The organism is Bradyrhizobium sp. HKCCYLRH1030, assembly GCF_051168395.1.
Lineage (GTDB): Bacteria > Pseudomonadota > Alphaproteobacteria > Rhizobiales > Xanthobacteraceae > Bradyrhizobium.
The window spans coordinates 302,340-326,808 of sequence record NZ_JBNPUY010000003.1 but is presented as its reverse complement, the minus strand read 5'-3'; the positions used below and the strand labels follow the sequence as shown (position 1 = coordinate 326,808).

Annotated in this window: 22 protein-coding genes; 4 read left to right on the top strand and 18 right to left on the bottom strand. The window is 66.2% G+C overall.

What is annotated here, in order from left to right:
- Positions 1-28: 28 nt before the first annotated feature.
- The 3 genes from ACQR1E_RS11685 to ACQR1E_RS11675 form a co-directional block, all read right to left on the bottom strand.
- A complete protein-coding gene (locus ACQR1E_RS11685; RefSeq protein WP_315828162.1) occupies positions 29-901 on the bottom strand; it encodes an MlaD family protein in 873 nt (290 codons plus the stop codon).
- A gap of 151 nt (positions 902-1,052) precedes the next feature.
- Positions 1,053-1,823, bottom strand: coding sequence for an ABC transporter ATP-binding protein (locus ACQR1E_RS11680; protein ID WP_315753168.1), 771 nt, complete (start codon positions 1,821-1,823; stop codon positions 1,053-1,055).
- Positions 1,824-1,829: 6 nt separating this feature from the next.
- Complete coding sequence (locus ACQR1E_RS11675; RefSeq protein WP_315713623.1) at positions 1,830-2,963, bottom strand: ABC transporter permease; 1,134 nt, start codon at positions 2,961-2,963, stop codon at positions 1,830-1,832.
- Between the two features lie 158 nt (positions 2,964-3,121).
- Between ACQR1E_RS11675 and dgcA the strand changes: the two genes are divergently transcribed.
- Positions 3,122-4,117 carry an N-acetyl-D-Glu racemase DgcA gene (gene dgcA / locus ACQR1E_RS11670; RefSeq protein WP_316169656.1) on the top strand — a complete coding sequence of 332 codons (996 nt, stop codon included), beginning with the start codon at positions 3,122-3,124 and terminating at the stop codon, positions 4,115-4,117.
- On the opposite strand, the gene ACQR1E_RS11665 is transcribed toward dgcA, so the two are convergent.
- The gene (locus ACQR1E_RS11665) at positions 4,099-5,286 is read right to left on the bottom strand and encodes an MFS transporter (protein ID WP_434841843.1); all 1,188 of its coding nucleotides are present in this window, start codon (positions 5,284-5,286) and stop codon (positions 4,099-4,101) included. The two genes, dgcA and ACQR1E_RS11665, sit on opposite strands and share 19 nt — an antisense overlap.
- A 75-nt stretch (positions 5,287-5,361) precedes the next feature.
- Here ACQR1E_RS11665 and ACQR1E_RS11660 point away from each other — a divergent pair, with 75 nt between their 5' ends.
- Positions 5,362-6,972, top strand: a complete 1,611-nt coding sequence (locus ACQR1E_RS11660; RefSeq protein WP_434841842.1) for a hypothetical protein — start codon at positions 5,362-5,364, stop codon at positions 6,970-6,972.
- A 205-nt stretch (positions 6,973-7,177) separates the two neighbouring features.
- Complete coding sequence (locus ACQR1E_RS11655; protein ID WP_316167132.1) at positions 7,178-8,857, top strand: caspase family protein; 1,680 nt, start codon at positions 7,178-7,180, stop codon at positions 8,855-8,857.
- 10 nt (positions 8,858-8,867) lie between these two features.
- Here ACQR1E_RS11655 and ACQR1E_RS11650 read toward each other — a convergent pair whose 3' ends face one another.
- From ACQR1E_RS11650 to ACQR1E_RS11630, 5 genes are all read right to left on the bottom strand, one after another.
- Complete coding sequence (locus ACQR1E_RS11650; protein WP_315828167.1) at positions 8,868-9,857, bottom strand: threonine ammonia-lyase; 990 nt, start codon at positions 9,855-9,857, stop codon at positions 8,868-8,870.
- A 47-nt stretch (positions 9,858-9,904) separates the two neighbouring features.
- Positions 9,905-10,717, bottom strand: coding sequence for a UDP-2,3-diacylglucosamine diphosphatase (locus ACQR1E_RS11645; protein WP_315828168.1), 813 nt, complete (start codon positions 10,715-10,717; stop codon positions 9,905-9,907).
- A 192-nt stretch (positions 10,718-10,909) separates the two neighbouring features.
- Complete coding sequence (pyk, locus tag ACQR1E_RS11640) at positions 10,910-12,328, bottom strand: pyruvate kinase (RefSeq protein WP_315753174.1); 1,419 nt, start codon at positions 12,326-12,328, stop codon at positions 10,910-10,912.
- Between the two features lie 155 nt (positions 12,329-12,483).
- On the bottom strand, positions 12,484-13,557 hold the full coding sequence (locus tag ACQR1E_RS11635) for a tartrate dehydrogenase (RefSeq protein WP_315753175.1): 1,074 nt from the start codon (positions 13,555-13,557) through the stop codon (positions 12,484-12,486).
- 21 nt (positions 13,558-13,578) lie between these two features.
- Positions 13,579-14,874: a D-galactonate transporter gene (locus ACQR1E_RS11630; RefSeq protein ID WP_434897059.1), complete on the bottom strand. Its 1,296-nt coding sequence runs from the start codon at positions 14,872-14,874 to the stop codon at positions 13,579-13,581.
- A gap of 129 nt (positions 14,875-15,003) precedes the next feature.
- Here ACQR1E_RS11630 and ACQR1E_RS11625 point away from each other — a divergent pair, with 129 nt between their 5' ends.
- Positions 15,004-15,921 carry a LysR family transcriptional regulator gene (locus tag ACQR1E_RS11625; RefSeq protein WP_315828172.1) on the top strand — a complete coding sequence of 306 codons (918 nt, stop codon included), beginning with the start codon at positions 15,004-15,006 and terminating at the stop codon, positions 15,919-15,921.
- 21 nt (positions 15,922-15,942) lie between these two features.
- On the opposite strand, the gene glgX is transcribed toward ACQR1E_RS11625, so the two are convergent.
- The 9 genes from glgX to ACQR1E_RS11580 all read right to left on the bottom strand — a co-directional run bounded on the left by glgX (position 15,943) and on the right by ACQR1E_RS11580 (position 24,445).
- Positions 15,943-18,177, bottom strand: a complete 2,235-nt coding sequence (gene glgX, locus ACQR1E_RS11620; RefSeq protein WP_315753178.1) for a glycogen debranching protein GlgX — start codon at positions 18,175-18,177, stop codon at positions 15,943-15,945.
- 65 nt (positions 18,178-18,242) lie between these two features.
- Entirely contained in the window at positions 18,243-18,515 is a 273-nt protein-coding gene (locus ACQR1E_RS11615) for a DUF3606 domain-containing protein (RefSeq protein ID WP_315712707.1), read from the bottom strand.
- A 654-nt stretch (positions 18,516-19,169) separates the two neighbouring features.
- Complete coding sequence (locus ACQR1E_RS11610; RefSeq protein ID WP_410052185.1) at positions 19,170-19,418, bottom strand: DUF3551 domain-containing protein; 249 nt, start codon at positions 19,416-19,418, stop codon at positions 19,170-19,172.
- A gap of 168 nt (positions 19,419-19,586) precedes the next feature.
- On the bottom strand, positions 19,587-20,198 hold the full coding sequence (locus ACQR1E_RS11605) for a hypothetical protein (RefSeq protein WP_315828175.1): 612 nt from the start codon (positions 20,196-20,198) through the stop codon (positions 19,587-19,589).
- Between the two features lie 447 nt (positions 20,199-20,645).
- Positions 20,646-21,341: a VIT1/CCC1 transporter family protein gene (locus tag ACQR1E_RS11600; protein ID WP_315828176.1), complete on the bottom strand. Its 696-nt coding sequence runs from the start codon at positions 21,339-21,341 to the stop codon at positions 20,646-20,648.
- 60 nt (positions 21,342-21,401) lie between these two features.
- On the bottom strand, positions 21,402-21,950 hold the full coding sequence (locus ACQR1E_RS11595) for a cytochrome b (protein ID WP_315753181.1): 549 nt from the start codon (positions 21,948-21,950) through the stop codon (positions 21,402-21,404).
- Between the two features lie 108 nt (positions 21,951-22,058).
- Entirely contained in the window at positions 22,059-23,477 is a 1,419-nt protein-coding gene (locus ACQR1E_RS11590; protein ID WP_315712714.1) for a sensor histidine kinase, read from the bottom strand.
- Positions 23,474-24,139 (bottom strand): response regulator transcription factor, encoded by a 666-nt coding sequence (locus ACQR1E_RS11585; RefSeq protein ID WP_315712715.1) that lies wholly within the window; start codon positions 24,137-24,139, stop codon positions 23,474-23,476. The genes ACQR1E_RS11590 and ACQR1E_RS11585 overlap by 4 nt, the downstream gene beginning before the upstream one ends.
- On the bottom strand, positions 24,140-24,445 hold the full coding sequence (locus ACQR1E_RS11580) for a PepSY domain-containing protein (protein ID WP_315712717.1): 306 nt from the start codon (positions 24,443-24,445) through the stop codon (positions 24,140-24,142). It abuts the gene before it with no gap.
- Between the last annotated feature and the right edge of the window lie 24 nt (positions 24,446-24,469).

Below are 24,469 nucleotides of genomic sequence, written 5' to 3'. Positions count from 1 at the left end.
CGCTACGCCCTGCGCCCGCCCGCCTCCCTCACCGCCGCCCGCTGGTGGGCGCCGCGGGCGCGGGCTGCGAGGCCTGGGCGTTGCTCGGGCTGGCGTTGCTGGCCCCGAACAGGACCCGGGTCGGATTGCGGTCGAAATTGTTCACGGCGCGGCTGATGTCGGACAGCGTGCGCCGTCCATCGGCCATCAGCGCGCCGGAGCGCTTGTCCAGATCCTCGGCGAGCTCCCGGATCGATTTCACCGTCAGGAACAGCTCGCCGCCATCCTTGCCGCCGGCCAGCGTGTTGAGACCGAGCATCAGGGTATCGGCCTTGCCCATGATGCCGTCGACACGGCTCATGACGCCATCGATGCGCTCGGAATTGCGGGCCAGCGACTGGGTGAACACCTCGAGATTCTTGATCGAGTTCTTCACGGCGTCCTGGTTGTCCGCGACCACCTTGTTGATGTTCTGCAAGGTGGCTCGGATCGCTTCGGTCACGTCCTGCAGCCGGGTCGGATCGGCACGCAGCATCGGCACGCCATCCTCGTCGAGCGGCGGCGGCGGCGCAGCCTCCTCGCCGCCCTTCAGCGAGATCGCGGCGACGCCGGTCAGGCCCTGGAACTCGAGCCCGACCAGGGTGTCCTTGCGGATCGGTGCGTTGTTCTCGACCATCGCCAGCGCGACGACGCGGCGCGGATTGTCGAGCTTGACCGAGATGACCTCACCGACCCGGATACCATTGAAGTTGACGCTGCCGCCGTTGCGCAGACCCGCGGCCGGACCCTCGAACACGACCCGCAGCGGGCTGCGCTGCTTGGTCGTGTGCAGGCTCTGAAACCAGAGGACAAATCCGATCGCCGCGGCAATCACAGCCAGCGTGAACGACCCGATCAGGACGTAATTCGCCCGCGTTTCCATTACCAACTCCGGTACCGGCACGTCGCGGCGGTCATCCGGCCCCCGCTTCCGTGCACTGTCGGTTGGCGCCGGACAGCGGCACCCACCCCATCAACTTTGTCGCGGCAGTCCCCACTCCCGCTCACAAAAATCGTCCCTGGGGCGCGTCGCGCTACCCCATCACGGCTCGGGCACGCTTGCCGTGGAAATACTGTCGGAGCCACGGATGTTCCGAGGCCTGCATGTCGGCCATCGATCCCGCGGCGATAATCTTGCCGTCGCCCAGCACGGCGATGCGGTCGCACGCCGTATACAGGCTGTCGAGATCATGGGTTACCATGAAAACCGTCAGTCCCAAAGTGCGCTGCAGGGTCCGGACGAGCTCGTCGAAATCGCCGGCGCCGATCGGGTCGAGCCCCGAGGTCGGCTCATCGAGGAACACCAGCTCCGGATCGAGCGCGAGCGCGCGTGCCAGCGCCACGCGCTTGATCATGCCCCCCGACAGCTCACTCGGGAAACGATCAGCAACATCGGGCCGCAATCCGACCATCACCAGCTTTGCGATCATGATCTCGTCGAGCAGACGCTGCGAGACCTTGAGATACTCCCGGACCGGGAACTGGATGTTCTGCCGCACGGTGAGCGAGGAGAACAACGCGCCCTGCTGGAACAGCACGCCCCAGCGCCGCTCGACGGCGCGGCGGCCGGCACGATCGGCGGCGTCGAGATCGACGCCGAACACCTCGATGTTGCCCGACAGCTTCGGCACGAGGCCGATGATGGTGCGCGTCAGCACCGACTTGCCGGCGCCGGATGGACCGACGAAGCCCAGGATCTCGCCGCGCTTGACGTCGAGGTCGAGCCCGTCGAGCACGCGCGTCTTGCCGAACTGCACGGTAACGTCACGCACGCGGATGATCGGATCGGAGACCTCCTGCGTCATCTCAGCTCACATCCCGACCGCGGCGAAGAAGATCGCGAACACGCCGTCCATCACGATGACGAAGAAGATGCCCTTCACCACCGACGAAGTGGTGTGGCGCCCCAGCGACTCGGCACTGCCCTGCACTGCCAGTCCTTCGACGCAGGCGACGATCCCGATCACCGCCGCCATCACCGGCGCCTTGAGCAGCCCGACCTTGAAATGATCGATCGAGATCGCATCGCGCAGGCGCAGCAGGAAGGCCTCGGGATCGACGCCGCCATAGAACCAGGCCACCAGCCCACCGCCATAGAGCGCGGCGATGTCGCCGAGGAAGGCCAGGATCGGCAGTGCGATCACCAGCGCGAGCATGCGCGGCAGGATCAGGACCTCGATCGGATCGAAGCCCATTGTGCGCAGCGCGTCGATCTCCTCGCGCATCTTCATCGAGCCGAGCTCGGCCGTGTAGGCGCTACCCGACCGGCCCGCGATCATGATCGCCACCAGCAGCACGCCGATCTCGCGCAGCACCAGCACGCCGAGCATGTCGACGACGAAGATGTCGGCGCCGAACCTTCGGAAATGGAAGATGCCCTGCTGAGCGATGATGCAGCCGATCAGGAAGGTGATCAGCACGATGATCGGCACCGCGCGCCAGCACACCTGCTCGAGATGATGGATGGTCGAGGTCAATCGGAAGCTGCGGGGATGAATGAGGACCCGGCCGCTGGCGACGATCACGGCGCCGAGCATGTCGATCAGCGCGGCGATCGTGCCGAAGATGCCGGCGACACTGAGGCCGATCTGGCCGAGCATGCCGGTGATGGTCACCATCGTCGCGTCGCCATTGGGCGCGGTGCTGACGCGTCGAACCTCGTCGACCAGGCTGGCGTAGTTCGCAGAGAGCCCATCGATCCGGACCTCGACGGTTCCGGTCGTGAAGCTGCGGCGCAGCCGCTCGATCAGCCAGGCGCCGAACGTGTCGAGCTTGGAGACTTGGGAGACGTCGATGGAGACATCGATCTTCTTGCCGGCGAGCTTTTCGGCATCGGCGACGAGCCGTTCGAGCGACGGCGCAAAGGGCGCAGTCCAGGCGCCGGTCGCGCGCAGCGACAGCGCGTTGCCATCGCCACTGCGCTGCAAATCAGGGCCGCCCTTCACGACGGCCATCCTCGGAGCCTTGGACGTCCGCTCCTTGACGAGAAAAATCCCACCGCGTCGCTACCACCTTGCCGGAGACCACTATCAACAGCCATAGTCGGTCAGATCGCGCAAGTCCCAAGCGCCTCATTCCGGTTCACAAAGCGCCAGACTTTCAAATGACTTCCAACGGTTTTCCAATACTGGACGCCCGGATCGGCCACTGGCCGATCGCCGGCAGCTTCACGATCAGCCGCGGCGCCAAGACCGAAGCCGTGACAGTGATCGCGGAGCTGCGACACGGGACGATGGTTGGCCGCGGCGAATGCGTGCCCTATCCGCGTTATGGCGAAACGCCCGATGCGGCGCTGAGCGCCCTGCTCGCGATGCGCGATGCGGTCGCCTCTGGTCTCGACCGCGCCGCCCTGCAGACGGCGTTGCCGCCGGGCGCGGCGCGCAATGCGCTCGACTGCGCGCTGCTCGACCTCGAAGCCAAGCGGAGCGGCCGGCGCATCTGGGACCTGCTCGGACGTCGCGCACCGGCACCGTGCGTCACGGCCTACACGATTTCGCTCGGGAGCCCCGATGTGATGGCCAAAGCTGCGGCCAAGGCCGCGCATCGCCCGCTGCTCAAGATCAAGCTCGGCGGCGACGGCGATCCTGCGCGGATTGCAGCCGTGCGAGCGGCGGCGCCGCAGTCACAACTGATCGTCGACGCCAACGAGGCCTGGACCGAAGCGAATTTGGAATCCAATCTCGCAGCCTGCGCCATCGCCGGCGTCACGCTGGTCGAGCAGCCGCTGCCCGCAGGGAAAGACGAAGCGCTCGGAAAGATCGCGCGCCCGCTCACCGTCTGCGCCGACGAGAGCGTGCATGACCGCGACTCGCTCGAAGCGCTGCGCGGACGCTATGACGCCGTCAACATCAAGCTCGACAAGACCGGAGGACTCACCGAGGCGCTTGCGATGGTCGAAGCCGCGCGCGCGGTCGGCTTCGACATCATGGTTGGCTGCATGGTGGCGACATCGCTGTCGATGGCACCGGCCATGCTGCTGACGCCTTTCGCCCGTTTCGTCGATCTGGACGGTCCGCTGCTGCTCGCCGAGGATTGCGAGCACGGCCTGCACTACGAGGACAGCCTGGTCTATCCGCCCGATCAGGCGTTGTGGGGCTGAAACGACAGGCTTCGGTGCGCGATCCACATCAGGACGCCGCCCGCTCCGGCCATCGCGGCCATCACGTAGTAGACACCGGGTCCATAGGCCGCATAGACCGGCCCCGAGAGGGCCGATGCCGCCGAGCCGACCACGCCGCTCGCAGCCGCATAATAGCCCTGCCCGCGCGCCGTCAGCTGCGCCGGCACTTGGCGGACCAACAGCCCCATGGTTCCAACCAGGGTCAGCCCGAAGGTGAAGCCGTGACTGATCTGGACCGCGGCGAGCCCACCCGCATGGGGCTCCTGGGCCGTGAGGCTCCAGCGCAGCACGGCCGCCATCGCGCCGATCATGACCAGGCTCGCGGGCGCCAGCGTGAACCGGGGCGACAGGGCGAACACGACGATCTCGGCCAGCACGCCCATGGTCCAGAGCCAAGCGATGGTCAGCCCGCTGAAGCCCTGCGCCTTCCACTCGATGGCGGAGAACGTGTAGTAGGCCGCATGGCTTGCCTGGATCAGCGCCGAAGCGGCGATGATGCAGAGGAAGCTCGGATTGCCCAGCAGACTGCGCCCGTCCCGGGCCAGGCCGGCGCCATGCGGCAGCGGCGGCAGCGCCTGCAGCAGCAGGCTGCTTGCCGCACCGCACAGCGCGACCGAGACGATGATCCAGATCAGCTCGGACGACGGCGCGAGGTCGACCAGCCCGCCGCACAGCAGCGTTCCGGCGATGAATGCGGCCGATCCCCACAGCCGCAGGCGACCGTAGTTCAGGCCATAGCTCATCACGCCACGGAGCGCATAAGCGTCCGTCAGCGGGACAACGGGTGTCCAGAGACAGCAGGTTGCCACGTAGACCAGGAATACCAGCCAGGGTTCGCGCTGGAAGGCAAGAGCCACAAAGCCCGATGCCGTTGCGAAGGTGGTCAGCCGCATCGCGGCGCGCAGGGCCTGCCGGCGCTCGGCAACCGCGGTGATCAGCGGCAGGACGGTGAAGCGGGTTACGGCGGGAACCGCAACGATGACCCCAATCCATGCGGCATCCAGGCCGATCGCCCGTAGCCATACGGGAAAGAACGGCAGATGCGTGCCCGAGAGCACGAACACAGCGCCATAGAACAGCCCCAACCTGTCCGCGAATCGGCGCGACAATACCGGCGATGTGGTGGAGATTTGTCGGGACAGTGGCATCAATTCAATTGCGATTCGATCAATATCATGGTGATCGTTATGCCAACGCGCAGCAATGTGCGCGATAGGTTTGCCATGGTCGATGAAGTCTTCGCCCTCTCGCCGATATCCGCCCGTGCGGCTCAGCCGAACGAGGCCGATTACGAGGCGATCCGCGACGCCTTCATGGAGACGTCCCGAGGCCGCTGGTTCCTTGGCGAATACGCCAAGCGCAACCGCAATGCCGACACCAGCATGGTGCTCGACGCGGTGGCCCGCATCGAGCATGCGCTGGCCTCACAGCGTCAGCAGCAGCAGGAGTTCGAGCAGGCCGACAGCAAGGCACTGCCCGAAGCGCTGGCCGCGATCCGCGCCACGGTCGAAGACGCCGCACTCGCCGCCGCCACTGCGGTCGACAGCATGGCCCTCGAGCAGAACCTGGCGCCGGTGCGCAAGGGCATCCGAATCATCAAGGAAATTTCCTGGCGCTGGCGCGAGATCGGTGCGGACTCGCGGATCTGCGACCTGATCGATTCACAGGTCACGTCGATCGAGGCCGCCTGCGACCAGCTTGCGTGCGCCGACCCCAAGGTCGCGCTGCTTGCGGCCTTCGAGATCATCAAGACGCGGCTGAAGGAGTTCGACGCGGAGAAAGCAAGCATTCCGCCCGCGGCTGACGAGATCGAACCGGCGACCGAGGCTGCGGCCCCGCCGACACCCGATGTCGCATCGGGTCCGACTGCGGCGGCGACGGTCTCGGCTGAGCCACAGGTGGCTCCGGAGCCGCAGCCCGTGCCGGAACAGATGGAGGCGGCCCAAGCCGGGCTCGAGATGACCATTCCGCTCGTTGCCGCAGTGGCCGCGATCGAATCGGTCGAGACATCCTCCGGCGCTGATGCCGTGATCATGGCGGCTGCAGCGGTTGAGGCCAGGATGGTCGACACCGCCGCTTCGGCGGTGGTGCAGCCCCCGGAAGCTGCGACCGAGCCGTCGGTGGACGAAGCCCTGCTCGAGATCGAGCAGCACGCCGCGGCGGCCCTGGATGACGCCGTCGCCGCAGAAGCCCACGACGAAGCCATCCTGGAATTGGTCGCGGCGGAGATGGGTGCCCCCGATCCGATCGACGATGAGGAGTTCAGCCGGGCCAGGACGCTCGGCTTCGATATTGAGGAGCCGACCTCGGTCGACGACGACATCGTCGCGAGCTTCAGCGAGACGGCGCCGTCGGAGCCGGATCTCGTGCTGACCACGGCAGAAGCCCCAGTTGCCAGCGCAGCGCCGGCTCCCGCTGCGCCCACGATGTCGGCTCCGCCGATGTCTTCCCCTCCGATGCCAGCCCCGCCCGCGGCGCCCCCGCGCATGGCCTCGCCTGCAGCCCCGGCGCCGGTCCCCAGCGTGCCCGTATCGCCACCGCTTCCGGAGGCGATCACCATCGAGACCCTGGCCGCCGTGGCGGCTGCGGTCGCAGCTCAATCTCCCGCAGCGGCCCCGAAGGCCGACGTTGCGCCGATCCAGCAGGTCCGCCCGACCGCCGCCGCGGCTCACAGCACCAGCGCGTCCGCGATGCCCAAGCCTGCCTACGAGCCGTCGCTGGGATCGACGCTGCTGTCGAACGGCCTTCTGCAGCGGCCGCAGGCACCCGCCAACGACTCGTTGGCGCCGATCCGTCGCATGACCCAGCCTGAGAAGATCGCATTCTTCTCGTAGGGCGAGTGCATCTCGGCCGCCTCCTGTTGAACCTCGATCACTGAGCACCGAAAGGTGCCGCGTTGATGGGTGACGCGGATCACGTACGCTGCTGCGTGATCTGCGTAGCCTGATCCTCAAGCCATTCGCTTTGCGCATGCTCGAGGAGAACGCCGTGTCCGTTCCGAAATTTCGCGCTGTAACATCCGCCTGGAAATCCCTGCTCATGTCCGCGCTGCTGGGCCTGATGGCCTGGGTCGGCCCGGACTCGGCGTTCGCCGCCGGCAGTGAGCTCGACAACCTTCACACACCACCGCGCGCGCTGGCAGCTCCCTCACCGGCCAAGGAGAGCAACACGCCCGCCGCGATCCCTCAAGGAGCCGAGCCACGCGTCGCGCTCGTGATCGGCAATGCGAGCTATCAGAACGCGCCGCCGCTGGAGAACCCGGACAACGACGCCCATGCTGTTGCCAAGCTGTTGAACTCGGCCGGCTTCGAGGTGATCACGGCGACCGATCTGACGCAGAACGAGATGCTCAAGGTCGTCGAGGATTTCTCGAGCCGGGTGGCAGCACACGGCCCGAACACCGTGGCAATGGTCTACTACGCCGGCCACGGGGTTCAGCTCGCGGGCGAGAACTATCTGATCCCGATCGATGCCCGTATCTCAGCGCCCTCCGACCTGACGACGGGGACCATCCGTCTGGTGGACCTGATGGCAACGCTCGACGCCATCCCGAGCCGCATGCGGATCGTCGTGCTGGACGCCTGCCGCAACAATCCATTCCCTGCCATCAACGATGCCGGACGCGGACTTGCCATCGTCGACGCGCCGAACGGCTCCATCCTCGGATACTCGACCTCGCCCGGCGCCGAGGCGCTCGACGGGCGTGGCGAGCACAGCCCGTACGCGCAGGCGTTCCTGAACCTGGCGCGGCAGCCGAACCTGCCGATCGAGCAATTGTTCAAGCGCATTCGCCTACAGGTGAACCAGAGCACCGACGGACGACAGACACCATGGGAAAGCTCCTCGTTGACCAGTGATTTCACCTTCTTCGGGGATACGCTGGTCGCGGCGGCGCGCCCTGCCGAGAATACGCCGGTGATCCAGATGGCGGCCAACCTGCCGAGCCGTTCCGTGCGGCAGGCCTATGACTACGTGCTGTCGGAGAACCGTCCGCAATATTATCGCGAGTTCATCGAGCTGTATCCGCGCGATCCGCTCGCCGACCGCATCCGCGCACTGCTCGCCGGCCTCGTGCAGGCCGCGGCGTGGCACCAAGCCGTGCTGGCGAATTCGCCGGCCGCCTATCAGAGCTTCCGTGAATCCTATGCCGACAGCCCATATGCGCCGGTCGCACTGCGGCTGCAGGGACAGCCTCGGCCCATCCCCGTGCTGCAACCGAGCCGTCTCATGATGCCACCGCAACTGGCACCGATCGCGCGACCGTTCAATCCCGGTCCGCAGATCCAGAGCCATCCAGCCCCGCAACCGACGCTGCCGGCCGCCACCGTGCCGCACGGACCGCTGCCGCCAACGGTGGTCACGAAAGGCAATGCCATCAACAACGCGGGTCCCAACAAGGTCGTCGATCCCGGGCCTATCGCTCAGACCAAGTTGCGCGACAGGATCGTGCCGCCGACAAATCCGCCCGTGGCTACGAAAATCCAGCGCGATCCACTGAAGCGCAGTCCTGGGCGGCCATTCGACGCCCGCGAAGTGCGGCGTCCCTTCCCCGGCAATTCCGGACCGTTCAAGCCGAACATCAACGCGTCGCATCCGTCGATGGCGCGTGGCCAAGGCGGGATGCAGGGCGGCCCGGCGCGGAGCACGCCGCACGTCGCGCAGTCCGGACTGCGGATGGGCGGCGGGGGATTTGCAAAAGGCGGCCTCAGCTTTCACTGAGGCTTGATCGTCAGGCGATCAGCCTGGCGTAGAGCTCAGCATCGACATTGCCGCCGGACAAAACGATCACCACCGTCTTGCCCGCCACATCCAGCCGGCCGGCCAGCAATGCTGCAAGCCCGACCGAACCGCCGGGCTCGACCACGAGCTTCAGCTCCCGGAAGGCAAAGCCGACCGCGCGCCCCACCTCCTCATCCGAAGCCTCGACCGCGGCCGACAGCAGTTGGCTGTTGATGGCGAAGGTGATCTCGCCTGGAATCGCCGCCATCAGCGCGTCACAGATGGTCCGGCCCTTTGCGTCGTGCGCCTCGCGGTGGCCGGCCCGTAGCGAGCGCGCATGGTCGTCAAAACCCTTTGGCTCGGCCACGACCATCCGGGTGTTGGGAAAGCGCGCCTTGACCGCGGTCGAGACGCCGGCAAGCAGTCCACCGCCCGAAGCCGGGACGATCACCAGATCCGGCGACAGGCCGAGCGCCGCGAGATCTTCGGCGATTTCACGACCGACGGTGCCCTGCCCCGCGATGACGTAGGGATCGTCATAGGGCGGCACCACCGTCGAGCCGCGCTTTGCTGCGATGTCGCGCGCGATCGCTTCGCGGTCCTCGCGATCGCGATCATAGAGCACGACGTCGGCACCGAACGCCTTGGTGCGCTCGCGCTTGGCCGCTGGCGCATCCGAGGGCATCACGATCGTGGCGTCCATGCCCAGCAATGTGGCGGCATGGGCGACGCCCTGCGCATGATTGCCGGAGGAGAATGCGACGACGCCGTTGCCGCGCGCTGCTTCCGGGATCGACGCCAGCTTGTTGTAGGCGCCGCGGAACTTGAACGAGCCGGTCCGCTGCAGCACCTCCGGCTTCACGAAGACGTTCGCTTTGAACCGCTCGTTGAGCACGGGAGCCGGCAGCAGCGGAGTCCGCACGGCCACGGGCGCGAGGACGCGTGCCGCCGCCTCGATGTCGGCGGCGGTCACGGGCAGGATCGGGGAATGAGCTGTCATACCCCTATTTTACCGCGCCCGATTGCCGAGAGGCAAGGGAACCGGTGTCAGGCGGCGCGGGCGGCCAGCTGCGGAACCGGCGCGGGTTGCCGCTGCGGATCGGTCCAGGTCAGGATCTCGAAACGGCCGTCCTCGTGCTCGACCAGCGCCGTGCAGCTCTCGACCCAGTCGCCGCAATTCATGTAGCGAATGCCGTCCTGGTCGCGGATGACGGCGCAATGGATGTGGCCGCAGATCACGCCATCAGCGCCATGCCGCCGCGCCTCCGAGGCCAGCGCCGTCTCGAACGCGCCGATGTAGTTGACGGCGTTCTTGACCTTCTGCTTGGCCCATTGCGACAGCGACCAATAGGGAACGCCGAACATGCGACGGAAGAAGTTGACCAGACGGTTCATCTGGATGGCGAAGTCATAGGCCTTGTCGCCGAGATGGGCGAGCCAGCGCGCATTCTGCACGACCAGATCGAAGATGTCGCCGTGGATCACCAGATAGCGTTTGCCGTCGGTGCCGGTGTGCAAGATGTTCTCGACGACGTCGATGCCGCCGAAATGCGTGCCGTAATAACCGCGCAGGAACTCGTCGTGATTGCCGGGGACATAGACGATCTTGGCGCCCTTGCGCGCCTTGCGCAGCATCTTCTGCACCAGGTCGTTATGCGACTGCGGCCAATGCCAGCTCGATTTGAGCGCCCAGCCGTCGATGATGTCGCCGACCAGATAGATCGTGTCGGCATCATGGTGACGCAGGAAATCGACGAGGAGATTGGCCTGCGAGCCGCGGGCTCCGAGATGAACGTCCGAGATGAACAACGTCCGAAAGCGCCGAGCCGGGCTTTCTTCACCAGCAGTCTCAAGTCCCATGCGCGCCCACCTAACAGTCCCTGATGACACCGCGATGACGAAACGCCGCACCGGCAGAACCCATCCTGCCGGACCGCGACCGGACACCGCTCGTTTGACGACTCGCGATGTCCCTCGTCACTGCCCCGCGATACCAGCGGGGTGCGACAATCAGGCGACAGGCGGGCAGCGCGAACAGGGAAAATCAGCCTCCTATCTCGGCACGGTGACGACGCGCAGATTGTTGGTGGTGCCGGTCTGCGCGAACGGAATGCCGGCGACGACGACGAGCAGGTCGCCGGCTTCAGCGAACTCCTCCTGCACGGCGAAGAAGGTCGCGCGCTCGACCATCTCCTCGTAGCTCTGCACGTCCTGCGACAGCACGCTGTGCGCGCCCCACAGCAGGCACATCCGCCGCGAGGTGTCCTCATTCGGCGTGATCGCCAGAATCGGCAGGCTCGGCCGCTTGCGCGCAACGCGCGAGGCCGAGGTGCCGCTCGACGTATAGGCCACGATCGCCTTGGCGTGGATCGCCGAGGCGAGATCGGCCGCCGCGGTCGCCACCGCATGCGGCGGCGTCTGCTCCTCGCCCGGCTGCGTCGCCTCGACGATCGAGCGGTACATCTTGTGGCCTTCGGTGGCCTTGATGATGCTGTCCATCATCGCCACCGCCTCGCGCGGATATTGCCCGCTGGCCGATTCCGCCGACAGCATCACCGCGTCGGCGCCGTCATAGATCGCGGTCGCGACGTCGGAGACCTCGGCGCGCGTCGGCGTCGGCGTCGCGACCATCGAATCCAGCATCTGCGTCGCGACGATCACCGGCTTCACCGCGAGCCGGCAGGCGCGCACCAGCTCCTTCTGCTTGCCCGGCACGTCCTCGTTGGGAATCTCGACGCCGAGATCGCCGCGCGCAACCATGATCGCGTCAGAGAGCTGGATGATGTCGTCGATCCGCTCCAGCGCCGCCGGTTTCTCGATCTTGGACATGATGCCGGCGCGGCCATTGATCAGGCCCCTCGCCTCCAGCACGTCGGACGGCTTCTGCACGAACGACAGCGCCACCCAGTCGACGCCGAGGTCGAGCCCAAAGGCAAGATCAGAACGGTCCTTGGCCGTCAGCGGCGATAGCTCCAGAATTGTGCCGGGCAGATTGACGCCCTTGTGATTGGAGATCGCGCCGCTGACGATCACCTTGGCCTCGATCCAGTCGTCGCCGAGGCCGGTGACGCGGACGCGCACGCGGCCGTCATCGATCAGAAGATCGTGACCGGGCGAGACTGCCGCAAAGATTTCCGGATGCGGCAACGGAATCGATGTCTTGTCGCCCTCGGTGCCGTTGAGAACAAATCGAATCGTCTCGCCGGCTTCGACCTGGATCTTCTTGTCGCGCAGCGTGCCGACGCGAATCTTAGGACCCTGCAGATCCATCAAGATGCCGATCGGCCGCTGCACTTCCTTCTCGAGGGCGCGGACCGCGGCATGGACCTTGGCGTGATCGGCCTGGGTGCCGTGGCTGAAGTTGAGACGAAAGGTGTCCACACCGGCGAGGAACAGCGCTTTCAGCATCTCCGGAGAATTGCTCGCGGGACCGACAGTCGCGACGATCTTGGCTCGACGGTGACGACGCATGATGTGTCCTTTCTCCTTAAGCCGTGTCTCGCGTCTCTATGACACGCATGTGATTGGCATGCGCGGACGCAGCGGAAGCGCTGATATACGCCCCGCAGCGTCCATTGCAAGCGCGACACGGAACACGCCAGAATTGTGCAAGAGAACAGCACGCCTCAGGCGTTGGAGCCGTGGATCGCGTCGATGACGGCGTCGGTCACCTGCTTGGTCGTCGCCGTGCCGCCAACATCGGGGGTCAGGATGCCGGCTGCACAGACTTTCTCGACCGCAGCCATCAGCCGCGCGGCCGCGTCCGTCTCGCCGAGATGCTCGAGCATCTGCGCGCCGGTCCAGAATGTTGCGACCGGATTGGCGATGCCCTTGCCGGTGATGTCGAAGGCCGAGCCGTGGATCGGCTCGAACATCGAGGGGAAGCGCCGCTCCGGATCGATGTTGCCGGTCGGCGCCACGCCGAGGCTGCCGGCCAGCGCGCCGGCGAGATCGGACAGGATGTCGGCATGCAAATTGGTCGCCACGATGGTGTCGAGGCTCTTCGGCTGCAGGGTCATGCGCACGGTCATCGCGTCGACCAGCATCTTGTCCCAGGTCACGTCGGGGAATTCGCGCGCCACCTCGGCGGCGATCTCGTCCCACATCACCATGCCGTGGCGTTGCGCATTCGACTTGGTGACGACGGTGAGGAACTTGCGCGGCCGCGACTGCGCCAGCTTGAACGCGTAGCGCATGATGCGGGTGACGCCGACGCGGGTGAAGACGGCAACCTCCGTGCCGACCTCCTCCGGCAGGCCGCGGTGCGCGCGACCGCCCATGCCGGCATATTCGCCTTCGGAATTCTCGCGCACGATCACCCAGTCGAGATCGCCGACGCCGACATTGCGCAAGGGCGAGGCCACACCGGGCAGGATCTTGGTCGGCCGCACATTGGCGTACTGATCAAATCCCTGACAGATCGGCAGCCGCAGGCCCCACAGCGTGATGTGGTCGGGCACGTCGGGAGCGCCGACCGCGCCGAAATAGATCGCGTCGAACTTTTTCAGCTCCGCGAGTCCATCGGCCGGCATCATCACGCCGTGCTTCTTGTAGTAGTCCGAGCCCCAGTCGAAGGTCTTGACGTTGAAGCTGATGTCGCCCGCGCGCTTGGCGAGCGCCTCGAGCACGCGGACGCCTTCGGAGATGACCTCGGGGCCGATGCCGTCGGCGGGAATGGCGGCGATGGAATGGGTGCGCATGAAAGAGCTCCGTTGATGAGGTCAGGACGGCGTGGCTGCTTGGGCCTTCGCACTTTGTGAACGTGACAGCAACAGGGTCAGCACCGCCGATACCACCAGCAGGCCGGCGACAAAATAGAGCCCGCCATTGAAGCTGCCGGTCTGGTCCTTGATCCAGCCGATCATCGCGGGACCGACGAAGCCGCCGAGATTGCCGATCGAGTTGATGGTTGCAATGCCCGCCGCGGCGGCCGAGCCGGACAGGAACATGGTCGGCATGCTCCACAGCGGCGGCTTCGAGGAGGAGATGCCGACATTGACGAGCGTGAGCGCAGCGAGGACGGCGGCGACACTGGTCGACAGCCCGGCCAACCAGAGCCCGACGGCTGCGGCCACGCAGGCCAGCACGACGTGCCAGGTGCGCTCGGCGGTACGGTCGGAATGGCGCGCCCACAGGATCATGACGATCACGGCCACGGTCGGTGGCACCGCGTTGAGGAAGCCGACGGTGAAGGACGACAGGCCGAACTGCTTGATGATCTGCGGCGCCCAGACGCCGAGCGTGTAGAGGCCGGCCGAGGTGCCGAAATAGACCAGCGCGAGCGCCAGCACGCGGATGTCGGCCAGCCCGCGCCAGATGCTGTGGCTCGCGGTGGCGGCCTTGCTCGCCACCTCTGCATTCATGGTGCGCACCAGCCAGTCGCGCTCGTCGTCGGCGAGCCAGCGCGCCTGCTCCGGACGATCGGTCATGTAGGCGAGCACGACGAAGCCGAGCAGCACCGCCGGCAGCGCCTCGATCAGGAACAGCCACTGCCAGCCCTTGAAGCCGAGAATGCCGTCCATCTCCAGCAGCGCGCCGGAAACCGGAGAGCCGAGAACCGTGGAGAGCGGCGCGGCGGCCATGAACAGCGCGGTGACGGCTGCGCGCTGGCGCGCCGGGAACCAGTAGGAGAGATAGAGGATGATTCCGGGGAAGAAGCCTGCTTCCGCAGCACCAAGCAGGAAGCGCAGCACATAGAAGCTCGTCGGTCCCTGCACGAACGCCATCGCGCCGGAGACGAGGCCCCAGGTGATCATGACCCGCGCGATCCAGATGCGCGCGCCGAACTTGTCCAGCGCGAGGTTGGAGGGGACCTCGAACAGGAAATAGCCCCAAAAGAAGATGCCGGCGCCGAACCCATAGGCCGAGGCTGACAGCCCGATGTCCTTGTTCATGGTCAGCGCTGCGAAGCCGACGTTGACGCGGTCGATGAAGGCTACGAAATAGAGCAGCATGATGAAGGGCACGATGCGCAACGTGATCCTGCGCAGCACGCGCGTTTCCAGCTCTCCGGCCATCGTCACCTCCCTGTCCCGTCTTGTCGTTGATCTGACAAGCGTAGGCGTCGAGCCAGGCCGGCTTCAATGCTCGCATCATTATACAAAAAAATGATATAATCCGGCCCATCACCTCTTCAGGACCCCACCATGGAATTGCACCAGCTCCGCTGCTTCGTGGCCGCCGCCGAGGAACTGCATTTCGGCAAGGCGGCGCAGCGGCTGCAGATGCTGCCCTCGGCGCTCGGACGCCAGATCAAGCTGCTGGAAGAAGACCTCGCGACGCCGCTGTTCGCCCGCACGACGCGCGCGGTGTCGCTGACCGAGCACGGCACGACCTTGCTGCGCGATGCCCGGGCGATCCTGGCCCGGGTCGAGGCGGTCGAAACCGGCTTCCGCCGCCGTACCCGAAGCACGAAGGCGCAGCGGCTGCGCGTCGGCGCCATCGACAGCGCGGCCGCCGGGCTGCTGCCGCAATTGCTGCACGATTTTCGCGAGCGGCATCCCGACATCGCGGTGCAGCTCACGGAGGAGAAGACGATCCGGCTGCTGCCCAGGATCCTGTCCGGCGCGCTCGACCTCGCCTTTGTCAGGCCGCCCGAGCGCACCGATATCAGGCTCGAATTCCGCGCGCTGCTCAGCGAGAGCGCCGTGGTGGCCCTGCCGCAGCGGCACCGGCTGGCCTCGCGTGCTGTGGTCTCGCTCGCCGACATCGCCGACCAGCCGCTGATCGTCCCGGACCGCCGGTCGCGGCCGCACAGCCACGACCTCACCATGAAGCTGTTCGCACAGGCCGGGCTGTCGCCGGCTATCGCGCAGTTCGCCGATGAGAAGCAGACCATCGTGCATCTCGTCGCCGCGCGGCTCGGCATCGCCATCGTGCCGCGCTGGACCTCGCGGCTCGCGGTCTCCGGCGTCCGCTTCGTGCCGCTGCGGATGACACGCGGCAGCACCGCCGGACGGCTTCCGCTCGCGGCCGTCTGGCTGCGCGGCTCGCGCGATCCGGCGCGCGAGGCCATGCTCGGCGTGCTCGACGCGAGGCTTGCGAAATACGCCCGCGGTGCCTGACCGCAAAATCCGCCGAACATCCTACCCCAGCGGCGCCTCCGCGACGTCGAGCAGCGCGCCGAGGCCATGGCGCAGGCCGCGCATCGGCTGCTGCTCCGACGACAGGCCGAAGGCCAGCAGCGATCGCCCGGTCACCGCGTAGACGTGGCCGAACGGGAACGACTGCGGCTGAGCATCCGGCTGGTTGGTGTCGAGCAGCGCCAGCCAATTGTGGCCTTCGGGCACGGACGGAAGCGTGAAGTTCACGACGTCGAAATGCGCGTTGTAGACCAGCAGGAGCGTCGCATCCGAGCCACGCCGCTTGACGCCGGTCTCCTGGGCGCGGCCGTCGAGCAGCATGCCGAAGCAACGCGCGTGATCGTCGGTCCACTGCTCCGTCGTCATCTCCTCGCCCGACGGGTCGAGCCAGGTCACGTCGTTGACGCCGAGGTCCTCATTGTGCGAGCCGATCAGGAAGCGGCTGCGATAGAGGATCGGAAACGCCTTGCGCATGGCGATCAGCTTGCGCGTGAATTCGCGCAACGCCCGCCCCTGCGGCGTGATGCCCATCCAGTCGAGCCAGGTGGTCTCATTGTCCTGCGCATAGGCGTTGTTGGTGCCGTTCTGGGTATGGCCGAACTCGTCGCCGGCAAGCAGCATCGGCGTGCCGTGCGACAGCAGCATCGTGGCGAGGAGATTGCGCTTCTGCCGCTCCCGCAACGCGGTGATCTCGGGGTCGTCGGTCGGTCCTTCGACGCCGCAATTCCAGGAGTGGTTGTTGCTGTGGCCGTCGCGATTATCCTCGCCGTTGGCCTCGTTGTGCTTGTCGTTGTAGGAGACGAGGTCGTTGAGGTTGAAGCCGTCATGCGCGGTGATGAAGTTCACGCTCGCCCAGGGCCTTCGGCCGCGCTTGTTGAACAGGTCGCCCGAGCCCGAGATGCGCTTGGCGAAATCGGCGAGCGTGCCGCCGTCGCCCTTCCAGAATGCCCGCGCGGTGTCGCGAAACTTGTCGTTCCACTCCGCCCAGCCCGGCGGAAACTGGCCGACCTGATAGCCGCCGGGACCGATGTCCCAGGGCTCGGCGATCAGCTTGACGCTCGACAGCACCGGGTCCTGACGACAGGCATCCAGGAAACTGCCGCCCTCGTCGAAGCCATAGGGCTCGCGCGCCAGGATGGTGGCGAGGTCGAAGCGGAAGCCGTCCACCCGCATCTCGGTCGCCCAATAGCGCAGCGAGTCCGCGACGAGCTGCAGCACGCGCTGGTGCGACAGGTTCACGGTGTTGCCGGTGCCGGTGTCGTTGATGTAGTAGCGCTTCTGGTCCGGCATCAGCCGGTAGTAGCTGGCATTGTCGATGCCCTTGAACGACAAGGTCGGCCCGAGCTCGTTGCCTTCGGCGGTGTGGTTGTAGACCACGTCGAGGATGACCTCGATGCCGTTGGCGTGGAACTGGTTGACCATGGTCTTGAATTCGGTCGCGAACGGCGTCTTCAGATAGCGCGGCTCCGGCGCAAAGAATCCGATCGAATTGTAGCCCCAGTAGTTGCGCAGGCCCTTTTCGACCAGATAGCTGTCATCGATGAAGGCGTGGATCGGCAATAGCTCGGCCGAGGTAATGCCCAGGGAACGCAGATAGGCCGGAATGTCCTGGTGCGCGAGACCGGCGAAGGTGCCGCGATCGGCTTCGGGCACCATTGGATGCAGCTTGGTGAACCCCTTGACGTGCATCTCGTAGAAGATCGTTCGCTCCCACGGAATCTCCGGCTTGCGCGAGCCTCCCCAGGTGAAAGCGGGATCGATGACCCGGCACTTCAGCATCAAGGGCGCACTGTCGCGGTCGTCGAACGACAGGTCCTTGTCGGCATGATCGAGCCGATAGCCGAACAGCTCCGGCCCCCAGCGCAGGTTGCCGACGAGCTGCTTGGCGTAGGGGTCGATCACGAGCTTGTTGGGATTGAACCTGTGACCGGCGTCGGGCTCGTAGGGCCCATGCACGCGATAGCCATACACGGTGCCAGGCCGCGCGGCCGGCAGGTAGCCGTGCCAGACCTCGTCGGTGTATTCGGGAAGCTCGATGCGCTCGAGCTCGGTCTCGCCGCTGTCGTCGAACAGGCACAGCTCGACCTTGGTCGCATGCGCGGAAAAGATCGCAAAGTTGACGCCGAGGCCGTCCCAGGTCGCGCCGAGAGGAAACGGACGGCCTTCGCTGATCCTGGTCTTGCGCAGATTGAACGCCGCCTGCGTCAAAGCGTCACCGAGGTCGGTGCGTTGGTCCATCCTTTGCCCCCTTCGTCCGATTCCCCAGATCGATTGCCGGGGGTCTCGATGATCAGCGTCGATTGCTAGGTTGCCGCTGGCGTCTCGTCCGGCACGATGACTTCCGCCTTGGTCTCGGTCACCGTCACCGAGGCGATCACAGCTCCTTCCGGCGCAGCCTTCGCGGCCCGCTGCTGCGCGACTTCCTTGGTGATGGCTGCGATGGAGTTGCCAATGCGTTCGACCATCTCGGTCAATTCCCCGGGCGACATCTTCAGCCGCTTGGTCACCACGCGGACCTGGGCCTGATCGGTCATGTCGAGCTTGTTGCGGGACGGCTGAATCTTCGGACGGCGCATCGGGAGTCCTCCTGCATGCCAGCTAACCTTGGCTGCGGAATTTGGTTCCCGCGACGGGCTCCCTCCCCCCCTGGGCATCGCCATGAAGACGTGCGTCACTGCTCTCGCGGCGCCATGCGCCCGAGTGATGTCATCGGTGTTGCCCCCTGATCAGGCAGAGGGCGCAGGGAATGCCGGGAGCTGGCCGCCCCCATGGCCCGCCTGCAGAAAAAAAGCAGGCGGCAGTCACCACAGGTTCAGCCGAGACATCCCGGCATTCCCCGCGCGATGGTTTTCACGCTTACTTCGCGATCTCCCCGGTGTCCGGCTTGGTAGCCACCGTCGCCCTCGGGATCATCGCCCGACGACTTGGCGCCAGCATCGGGGCGCCAGGACCACGCGACTTCGCGTCCGCAAGCTGCCGTTCGTCCGCGCGGGTCGCCCCACGCTGCGGCATCCTGCAGCCACCGCATCCCGCACCCAACGTTCCGTGACGATCGCGAAGCGCCCCTCTCGAGGAGCACGGGATGGCGACAATCAAGCATGTATTCTGAAAAATAGCAATCGATTTATTTTTCTCAGAACGAAGACCGGATCCAATCAGCCCGAGCAAACATCGGATGGCACGTGCCAGCTCCGTTGAAGCTTGGGGTGTTGTCAGATCGCAATCGGCGCCTACCGGGGAGGCCGACGGCGGCTTGGCTCAGACGGGCGTTGTGCATAGGGGTTCGGCAAGCACATGGCCGAAAGGCCCGCAGCCCCCGCTCTACACGCCTCCCACGACCGATACTGGCACGAGATTGTGCTGGAACCGCCCCATTCCCATGTCTGGAGGCACACCGGATCATTGCCATCGAACCGTTGAGCTGCGGCTGGAGCGGTTGCAAGCACGATGATCGAAGTCATGAGGAGAAGCGCGCGCATCATCACACATCATGGCATGAGGCTGACCAATCCGAAAGGGTGTGCCGCGGCCACGTCCACGCGGGCTTGATCGGCAGGCGCGGCGGGTTTCGGTATTCGCGTCGTCGGGTGACCATCTCTTGCTCCACGGAAAGCAGGCGATCGCAGCTGGCTTCGGCGGCTCATGACTCAGAAATAGGAGCGCGGCTGCTGCTTGATATGTTGGCCGAGGTAGCGTCTCACGGTCGAAAGATTTTTCGGTTCAGAAAGCTTCTCAAGTACCTGATGCACCAATTCATCGTTATCGGAGGCAACCATTGCGACGGCGTCCCTCAGGTTTCTAAGCTGACGCCAGGAAAGAGCGGGCTCCGCTGCTGCCACCAAAGCCCAAAATACAGGGCGCCATAACCCGGTGTCGAAGGGCTTCGACGCCTGAAATATGGAAAACAGCGCCTCTGAACGACTCCCCATGTTTTCAATGGCGCCAGAGGCAGCGACGTACTTTATGAGAAGTTCTTCGGCGCGCGGCGAGTTGCCGCGCTCAAGATATGCCCTAATCGGCCATGCCGAGACGGCTACACGATTGAAAATCTCCTCCTGACAGTCGGCTGCCAGAACCGCCTCTTCAAGGAGGCGGCTGTACGTTTTATCGGGCCAATGGCGTGCAACGTGAGATAGCGCCTGACACCTAAACCAAGGCGCTTCGATCCCTCTTGCGACGCTTAGCGCTTCGTCCGGGCGAACCGATGCGAGGCGGATCGCGAGATCTCTTGCTCTGGCCGGGGTCAGGGTCTTGCTCACGCAAACCGACTACCATGCCCCTCCGCAACGGCCAATTGGATCGAAGTAACGCCAGACTCTGGCCAAAGCCGCCGCATCCCGGCCATGACGGTCGGTTTTCTGGCCTGAAGCCAGGCTATGCCAGTTCAAGGCTGACGCATGGTCTCATTCCAACGCCATCGGCAGGACGTCTCCAGATCCGCAGAGCAGCAATGGTCTCGAACTCGGCGAACTTAAAACCCTTCGCCGCAGTCGACGCCACCGTAGGGTGGGCAAAGCGACGCCAAAGGCGGCGCGTGCCCACCATCGGTGGCGCTGGGTGCGGGCGGTGGGCACGGTGCGCGGAAAAGCTCGTCCGACAAGGCCGCACCCTGGCGCGCCTTTGCCCACCCTACGGCTCGGGTGACGCCGATTATGATCGCGGCCGGCGACCTCCTTCCGAACGATCTCGACCGCAATCCTGTCCGCCTACCCGAACAGATGCGCCAGCCAGAACGCGGCGCCGGCGGCGAGGCCGCCGACCAGCGCCGTCTGCAGCGCCGACTTGATCTTGTTGACGCCGGTGAAGTGGCCCTTGATGGCGCCGAAGATCAAGAGCGCGATGCCGGTGGCGACCACGGAGATGCGCAGCGCGGACGAGATGTCAGGCGCCAGCATATAGGGGATCAGCGGGATCAGGCCGCCGATCACGTAGGAGCCGCCGATGGTCACGGCGCTGACCGGCGCGCGCTTCGGATCCGGGCGTTCGAGGCCGAGCTCGAAGCGCATCATGAAGTCGACCCAGCGCTTGCGATCGGACGCGATCGCGTCGACCACGGTGGTCAAGGCCTGGCCTTCGAGACCATAGCCACGAAAGATCGCCGCGACCTCCTCGACCTCGCGACCGCGAAGCTTCTCGATCTCGTCGTGCTCCCGCTTCTCCTCGGCGGCATAATGCTCGGCGTCGGAGCGAGCGGCGAGATAGCCACCGAGCCCCATCGCGATCGCGCCGGCGACGACCTCGGCGAGGCCGGCCGTGACGATCACATCGGTCTTGGCGACCGCCGCCGAAAGACCGGCGGCGAGCGCGAACGGCACGGTGAGGCCGTCGGCCATGCCGATGACGACGTCGCGGACGACCTCCGACGCGGTGAAGTGCTTTTCGATATGCGGCGTTGCCGGCATGATGGCCTCCGATGACGTGTTCGACGGAGGCCCTTTAGCAGGCCCGGATGACAGGAGCGATCACCGCAGTCCCGGCACCATCCGCCGCAGGGTGCGATCGTGCAGCCAGTAATGGTGCAGCAAGGCAGCGCCTGCGTGCAGGCCGATCAGGATCATCAGGCCATTGGCCAGCGCCTCGTGCATCTCCTTCATGTCGTGGGCGAAGTCGCGGTCGCCGACCCAGGGTGAGGCGATCTCGAACAGGCCGAACACCGGCAAGCCGTAGCCGCGGGCGAACTGGGTGACGATGCCGAGGACCGGAATGGCGAACATGATGCCGTAGATCAGCAGATGCGTGATCTCGCCGGCATGAACGGTCCACGGGCCGAATTTGGTCGCTTCAGGCGTCGGCGGCGGATCGGCCAGGCGCCAGGCCAGGCGCGCCAGCGCGAAGCCGAGCATCGACAGCCCGAGCGAGACGTGCATGAACAGGCCCGTGTCGTGAGAGGGACGCGGCAGCATGTCGCCGAGATGGCCTGAAATCCAGGCCGCCGGCACCAGCACGGCGACGATCCAGTGCAGTGCGATCGCGACGGAGCCATACGTCTTGGCGGAGTTTCGAATACGCATGATCAGCTTCCTTCGGCCATTTGGCCCCGCTGCCGGCAAGCCGGAGCGCGGGGTGGTAGGACCGGAGGAGATAGCTCACCGGGGGCGTCGCGCCGCTGACGCGGGATGTCAGCCTGCTGTCAGAATGGACGGCGCCGGGGTGGCCTGGGACGTCGCGGGCTGCGGCCAGCGGAGTGCCGAGACGATGGCCGGCGCGATCGTGATCCTGGCGCCGCCGAGCTGGGAACGGCCGATCTGCAGCCGCCAGCCATAGGCTTCGAGCACGTCCTGCACGATCGCGAGCCCCAGCCCGCTGCCCGGCCCCTGCTCGTCGAGGCGGCCGCCGCGCTCGAGCACGCGGCCGATCTTCGCGTCCGGAATGCCCGGACCGTCATCCTCGACAGTGACGATCAGAGGGGTCGCACTGGCGACGATGCGAACCGTGCTCGCCGCATGACGCGCGGCGTTCTCCAAGAGATTGCCGAGCACCTCGGCGAGATCCGTCCGATCCATGCCGACGCGCAGGCTTGGGGGCACCTGGCCATCGAAGCTGACATGGGCGGCCGCCGGCGTGCGGCCGAGCGTCCCGAGCAGCGCATTCACCAGGGGCGCCAGCTCGGTCGCGGCCTCCGGCCCGCCGCGGGCCTTGCCGCGCAGCCGCGCCAGCGCCAGCTCGCGATCGACCTGCCGGCTCATCGCCTCGGCGACATCCTCGACATTGCGCGCCAGCTCGAGCTGGCCGAGCTCCCTCAACCGCGCGGCGTCGGCCGCGAGTGCGGCGAGCGGCGTCTTGAAGCCGTGGGCGAGATCGGCCGCACGGCTGCGCGAGCGCATGATCTCGCGGCTCTGCGCATCAAGCAGCGCGTTGACCTCGTCGACCAGCGGCGCCACCTCGGTCGGCACGTCCACCGGAAGATGCTGGCGCCGACCGCTGCGGATCTCGGCGACGCCACGGCGCAGCACGCCGAGCGGACGCAGGCCGAGAGTGACCTGAACCGACGTGCCGACGGCGAGGATGACGGCCAGCACGGCGAGCGCGATCGACAGATCCTTGGCGAAGGTCCGCACCGCGCTGGTGGCGCCGTCGAGGTCGTAGGCCACGGCCGCGCGTACGCGGATCTGGCTTTCCGGATTCATCAGGATGCCGCGCTCGGCGACCAGCACGTGTTCGCCATCCGGCCCGGCAAGCTCATGCTGATGCACGTCGCTCGGTCCGGGCTCGTCGATCGGCAGCGGCAGGATGGTGTCCCACAGCGAGCGCGAGCGCAGCAACTGGCCATGATCGTCCGAGATCTGCCAGTACAGCCCCGACAGCGGGACCACGAAGCGCGGATCGGCTGGCGGCCGCGCGACCACGATGCGCCCTTCCGCATCGACCTCGAGGCCGTTCAGCAATTGGCGCAGGTGAATGTCGAGATCGGAGGCGAGCGTACGCGCGACGTGGCGCTTGAACAGCACGACCATGCCGAAGCCGGCGACGCCGAGCGCGACCAGCAGCGCGATGGTGCCCGCCGCCACCAGCCGCAGCCGCAGCGAGCCGAGCCTCATTCCGCCGTCTCCGGGATCATGTAGCCGAAGCCGCGGCGGGTCTCGATGATCTCGGCGCCGAGCTTCTTGCGGACGCGCCGGATCAGCACCTCGAGCGCGTTGGAGTCGTGCTCGTGGCCGAGGCCGTAGACGTTCTCCTCCAGCTCATGCTGCGGCACGACGCGGCCGCTCTGCCGCAGCAGATAGGCGATCAGCCGGTATTCGAGCTGCGACAGCGTCACCGGCACGCCGGACAGGCTGACCTTCATCTGGCGCTCGTCGAGCGCCAGATCGCCGGACGAGAGCACCGGCGCCGCATGGCCGGCGGAGCGCCTCACGATCGCGCGCAACCGCGCCAACAGCTCTTCATTGCGAAACGGCTTCGGCAGGTAGTCATCGGCGCCGGCATCGATGCCATCGACCCGCTCCGCCCAGCTCGCGCGCGCGGTCAGGATCAGCACCGGCACGTGCCGCCCGGCGCCGCGCCAGCGCTTCAGCACCGACAACCCGTCCATGCCGGGGAGGCCGAGATCGAGGATCACGGCGCCATAGTCCTCGGTGTCGCCGAGAAACCAGGCCTGCTCGCCGTTGTCGGACGTTTCGACCAGATAGCCCGCCGCCTGAAGCGTCCGGGCCAGGTCGGACGCCAGCCGCGGATCATCCTCGACCAGCAGCACTCGCATCTATTTTTCCTCGATCCGTTCGATCTCGCCGCTGCGCGCATCGACATAGACCTCGCGCACGCGGCCATCGCGGCCGATCACCCGAAACTCATAGCGCCAGCGGCCCCGCTGGCGGTCGACATCGATTCCCATCACGTCGCCGGCGACCCGGCCGCGCAATCGCGGCAGGATCTCCGATAGCGGCAGGACGTCGCCCGCCTCGACGGCGCGGCGCACGGCGTCACGGCGCTCGCGATCATCCTCGCGCGCCACCGTCGCCGCGGATGCCGCCGTCGAGATCAGCATCGCAAATACCGTGATGCGCATGAACCGTCCGATTTGAGGCAAATG

Coding starts and splice junctions, on each gene's coding strand:
- ACQR1E_RS11685 (WP_315828162.1), bottom strand. CDS start 901: ATGGAAACGCGGGCGAATTACGTCCTGATCGGGTCGTTCACGCTGGCT.
- ACQR1E_RS11680 (WP_315753168.1), bottom strand. CDS start 1,823: ATGACGCAGGAGGTCTCCGATCCGATCATCCGCGTGCGTGACGTTACC.
- dgcA (WP_316169656.1), top strand. CDS start 3,122: ATGACTTCCAACGGTTTTCCAATACTGGACGCCCGGATCGGCCACTGG.
- ACQR1E_RS11665 (WP_434841843.1), bottom strand. CDS start 5,286: ATGCCACTGTCCCGACAAATCTCCACCACATCGCCGGTATTGTCGCGC.
- ACQR1E_RS11660 (WP_434841842.1), top strand. CDS start 5,362: ATGGTCGATGAAGTCTTCGCCCTCTCGCCGATATCCGCCCGTGCGGCT.
- ACQR1E_RS11655 (WP_316167132.1), top strand. CDS start 7,178: ATGTCCGCGCTGCTGGGCCTGATGGCCTGGGTCGGCCCGGACTCGGCG.
- ACQR1E_RS11650 (WP_315828167.1), bottom strand. CDS start 9,857: ATGACAGCTCATTCCCCGATCCTGCCCGTGACCGCCGCCGACATCGAG.
- ACQR1E_RS11645 (WP_315828168.1), bottom strand. CDS start 10,717: ATGGGACTTGAGACTGCTGGTGAAGAAAGCCCGGCTCGGCGCTTTCGG.
- pyk (WP_315753174.1), bottom strand. CDS start 12,328: ATGCGTCGTCACCGTCGAGCCAAGATCGTCGCGACTGTCGGTCCCGCG.
- ACQR1E_RS11635 (WP_315753175.1), bottom strand. CDS start 13,557: ATGCGCACCCATTCCATCGCCGCCATTCCCGCCGACGGCATCGGCCCC.
- ACQR1E_RS11630 (WP_434897059.1), bottom strand. CDS start 14,874: ATGGCCGGAGAGCTGGAAACGCGCGTGCTGCGCAGGATCACGTTGCGC.
- ACQR1E_RS11625 (WP_315828172.1), top strand. CDS start 15,004: ATGGAATTGCACCAGCTCCGCTGCTTCGTGGCCGCCGCCGAGGAACTG.
- glgX (WP_315753178.1), bottom strand. CDS start 18,177: ATGGACCAACGCACCGACCTCGGTGACGCTTTGACGCAGGCGGCGTTC.
- ACQR1E_RS11615 (WP_315712707.1), bottom strand. CDS start 18,515: ATGCGCCGTCCGAAGATTCAGCCGTCCCGCAACAAGCTCGACATGACC.
- ACQR1E_RS11610 (WP_410052185.1), bottom strand. CDS start 19,418: ATGCGCGCGCTTCTCCTCATGACTTCGATCATCGTGCTTGCAACCGCT.
- ACQR1E_RS11600 (WP_315828176.1), bottom strand. CDS start 21,341: ATGCCGGCAACGCCGCATATCGAAAAGCACTTCACCGCGTCGGAGGTC.
- ACQR1E_RS11595 (WP_315753181.1), bottom strand. CDS start 21,950: ATGCGTATTCGAAACTCCGCCAAGACGTATGGCTCCGTCGCGATCGCA.
- ACQR1E_RS11590 (WP_315712714.1), bottom strand. CDS start 23,477: ATGAGGCTCGGCTCGCTGCGGCTGCGGCTGGTGGCGGCGGGCACCATC.
- ACQR1E_RS11585 (WP_315712715.1), bottom strand. CDS start 24,139: ATGCGAGTGCTGCTGGTCGAGGATGATCCGCGGCTGGCGTCCGACCTG.
- ACQR1E_RS11580 (WP_315712717.1), bottom strand. CDS start 24,445: ATGCGCATCACGGTATTTGCGATGCTGATCTCGACGGCGGCATCCGCG.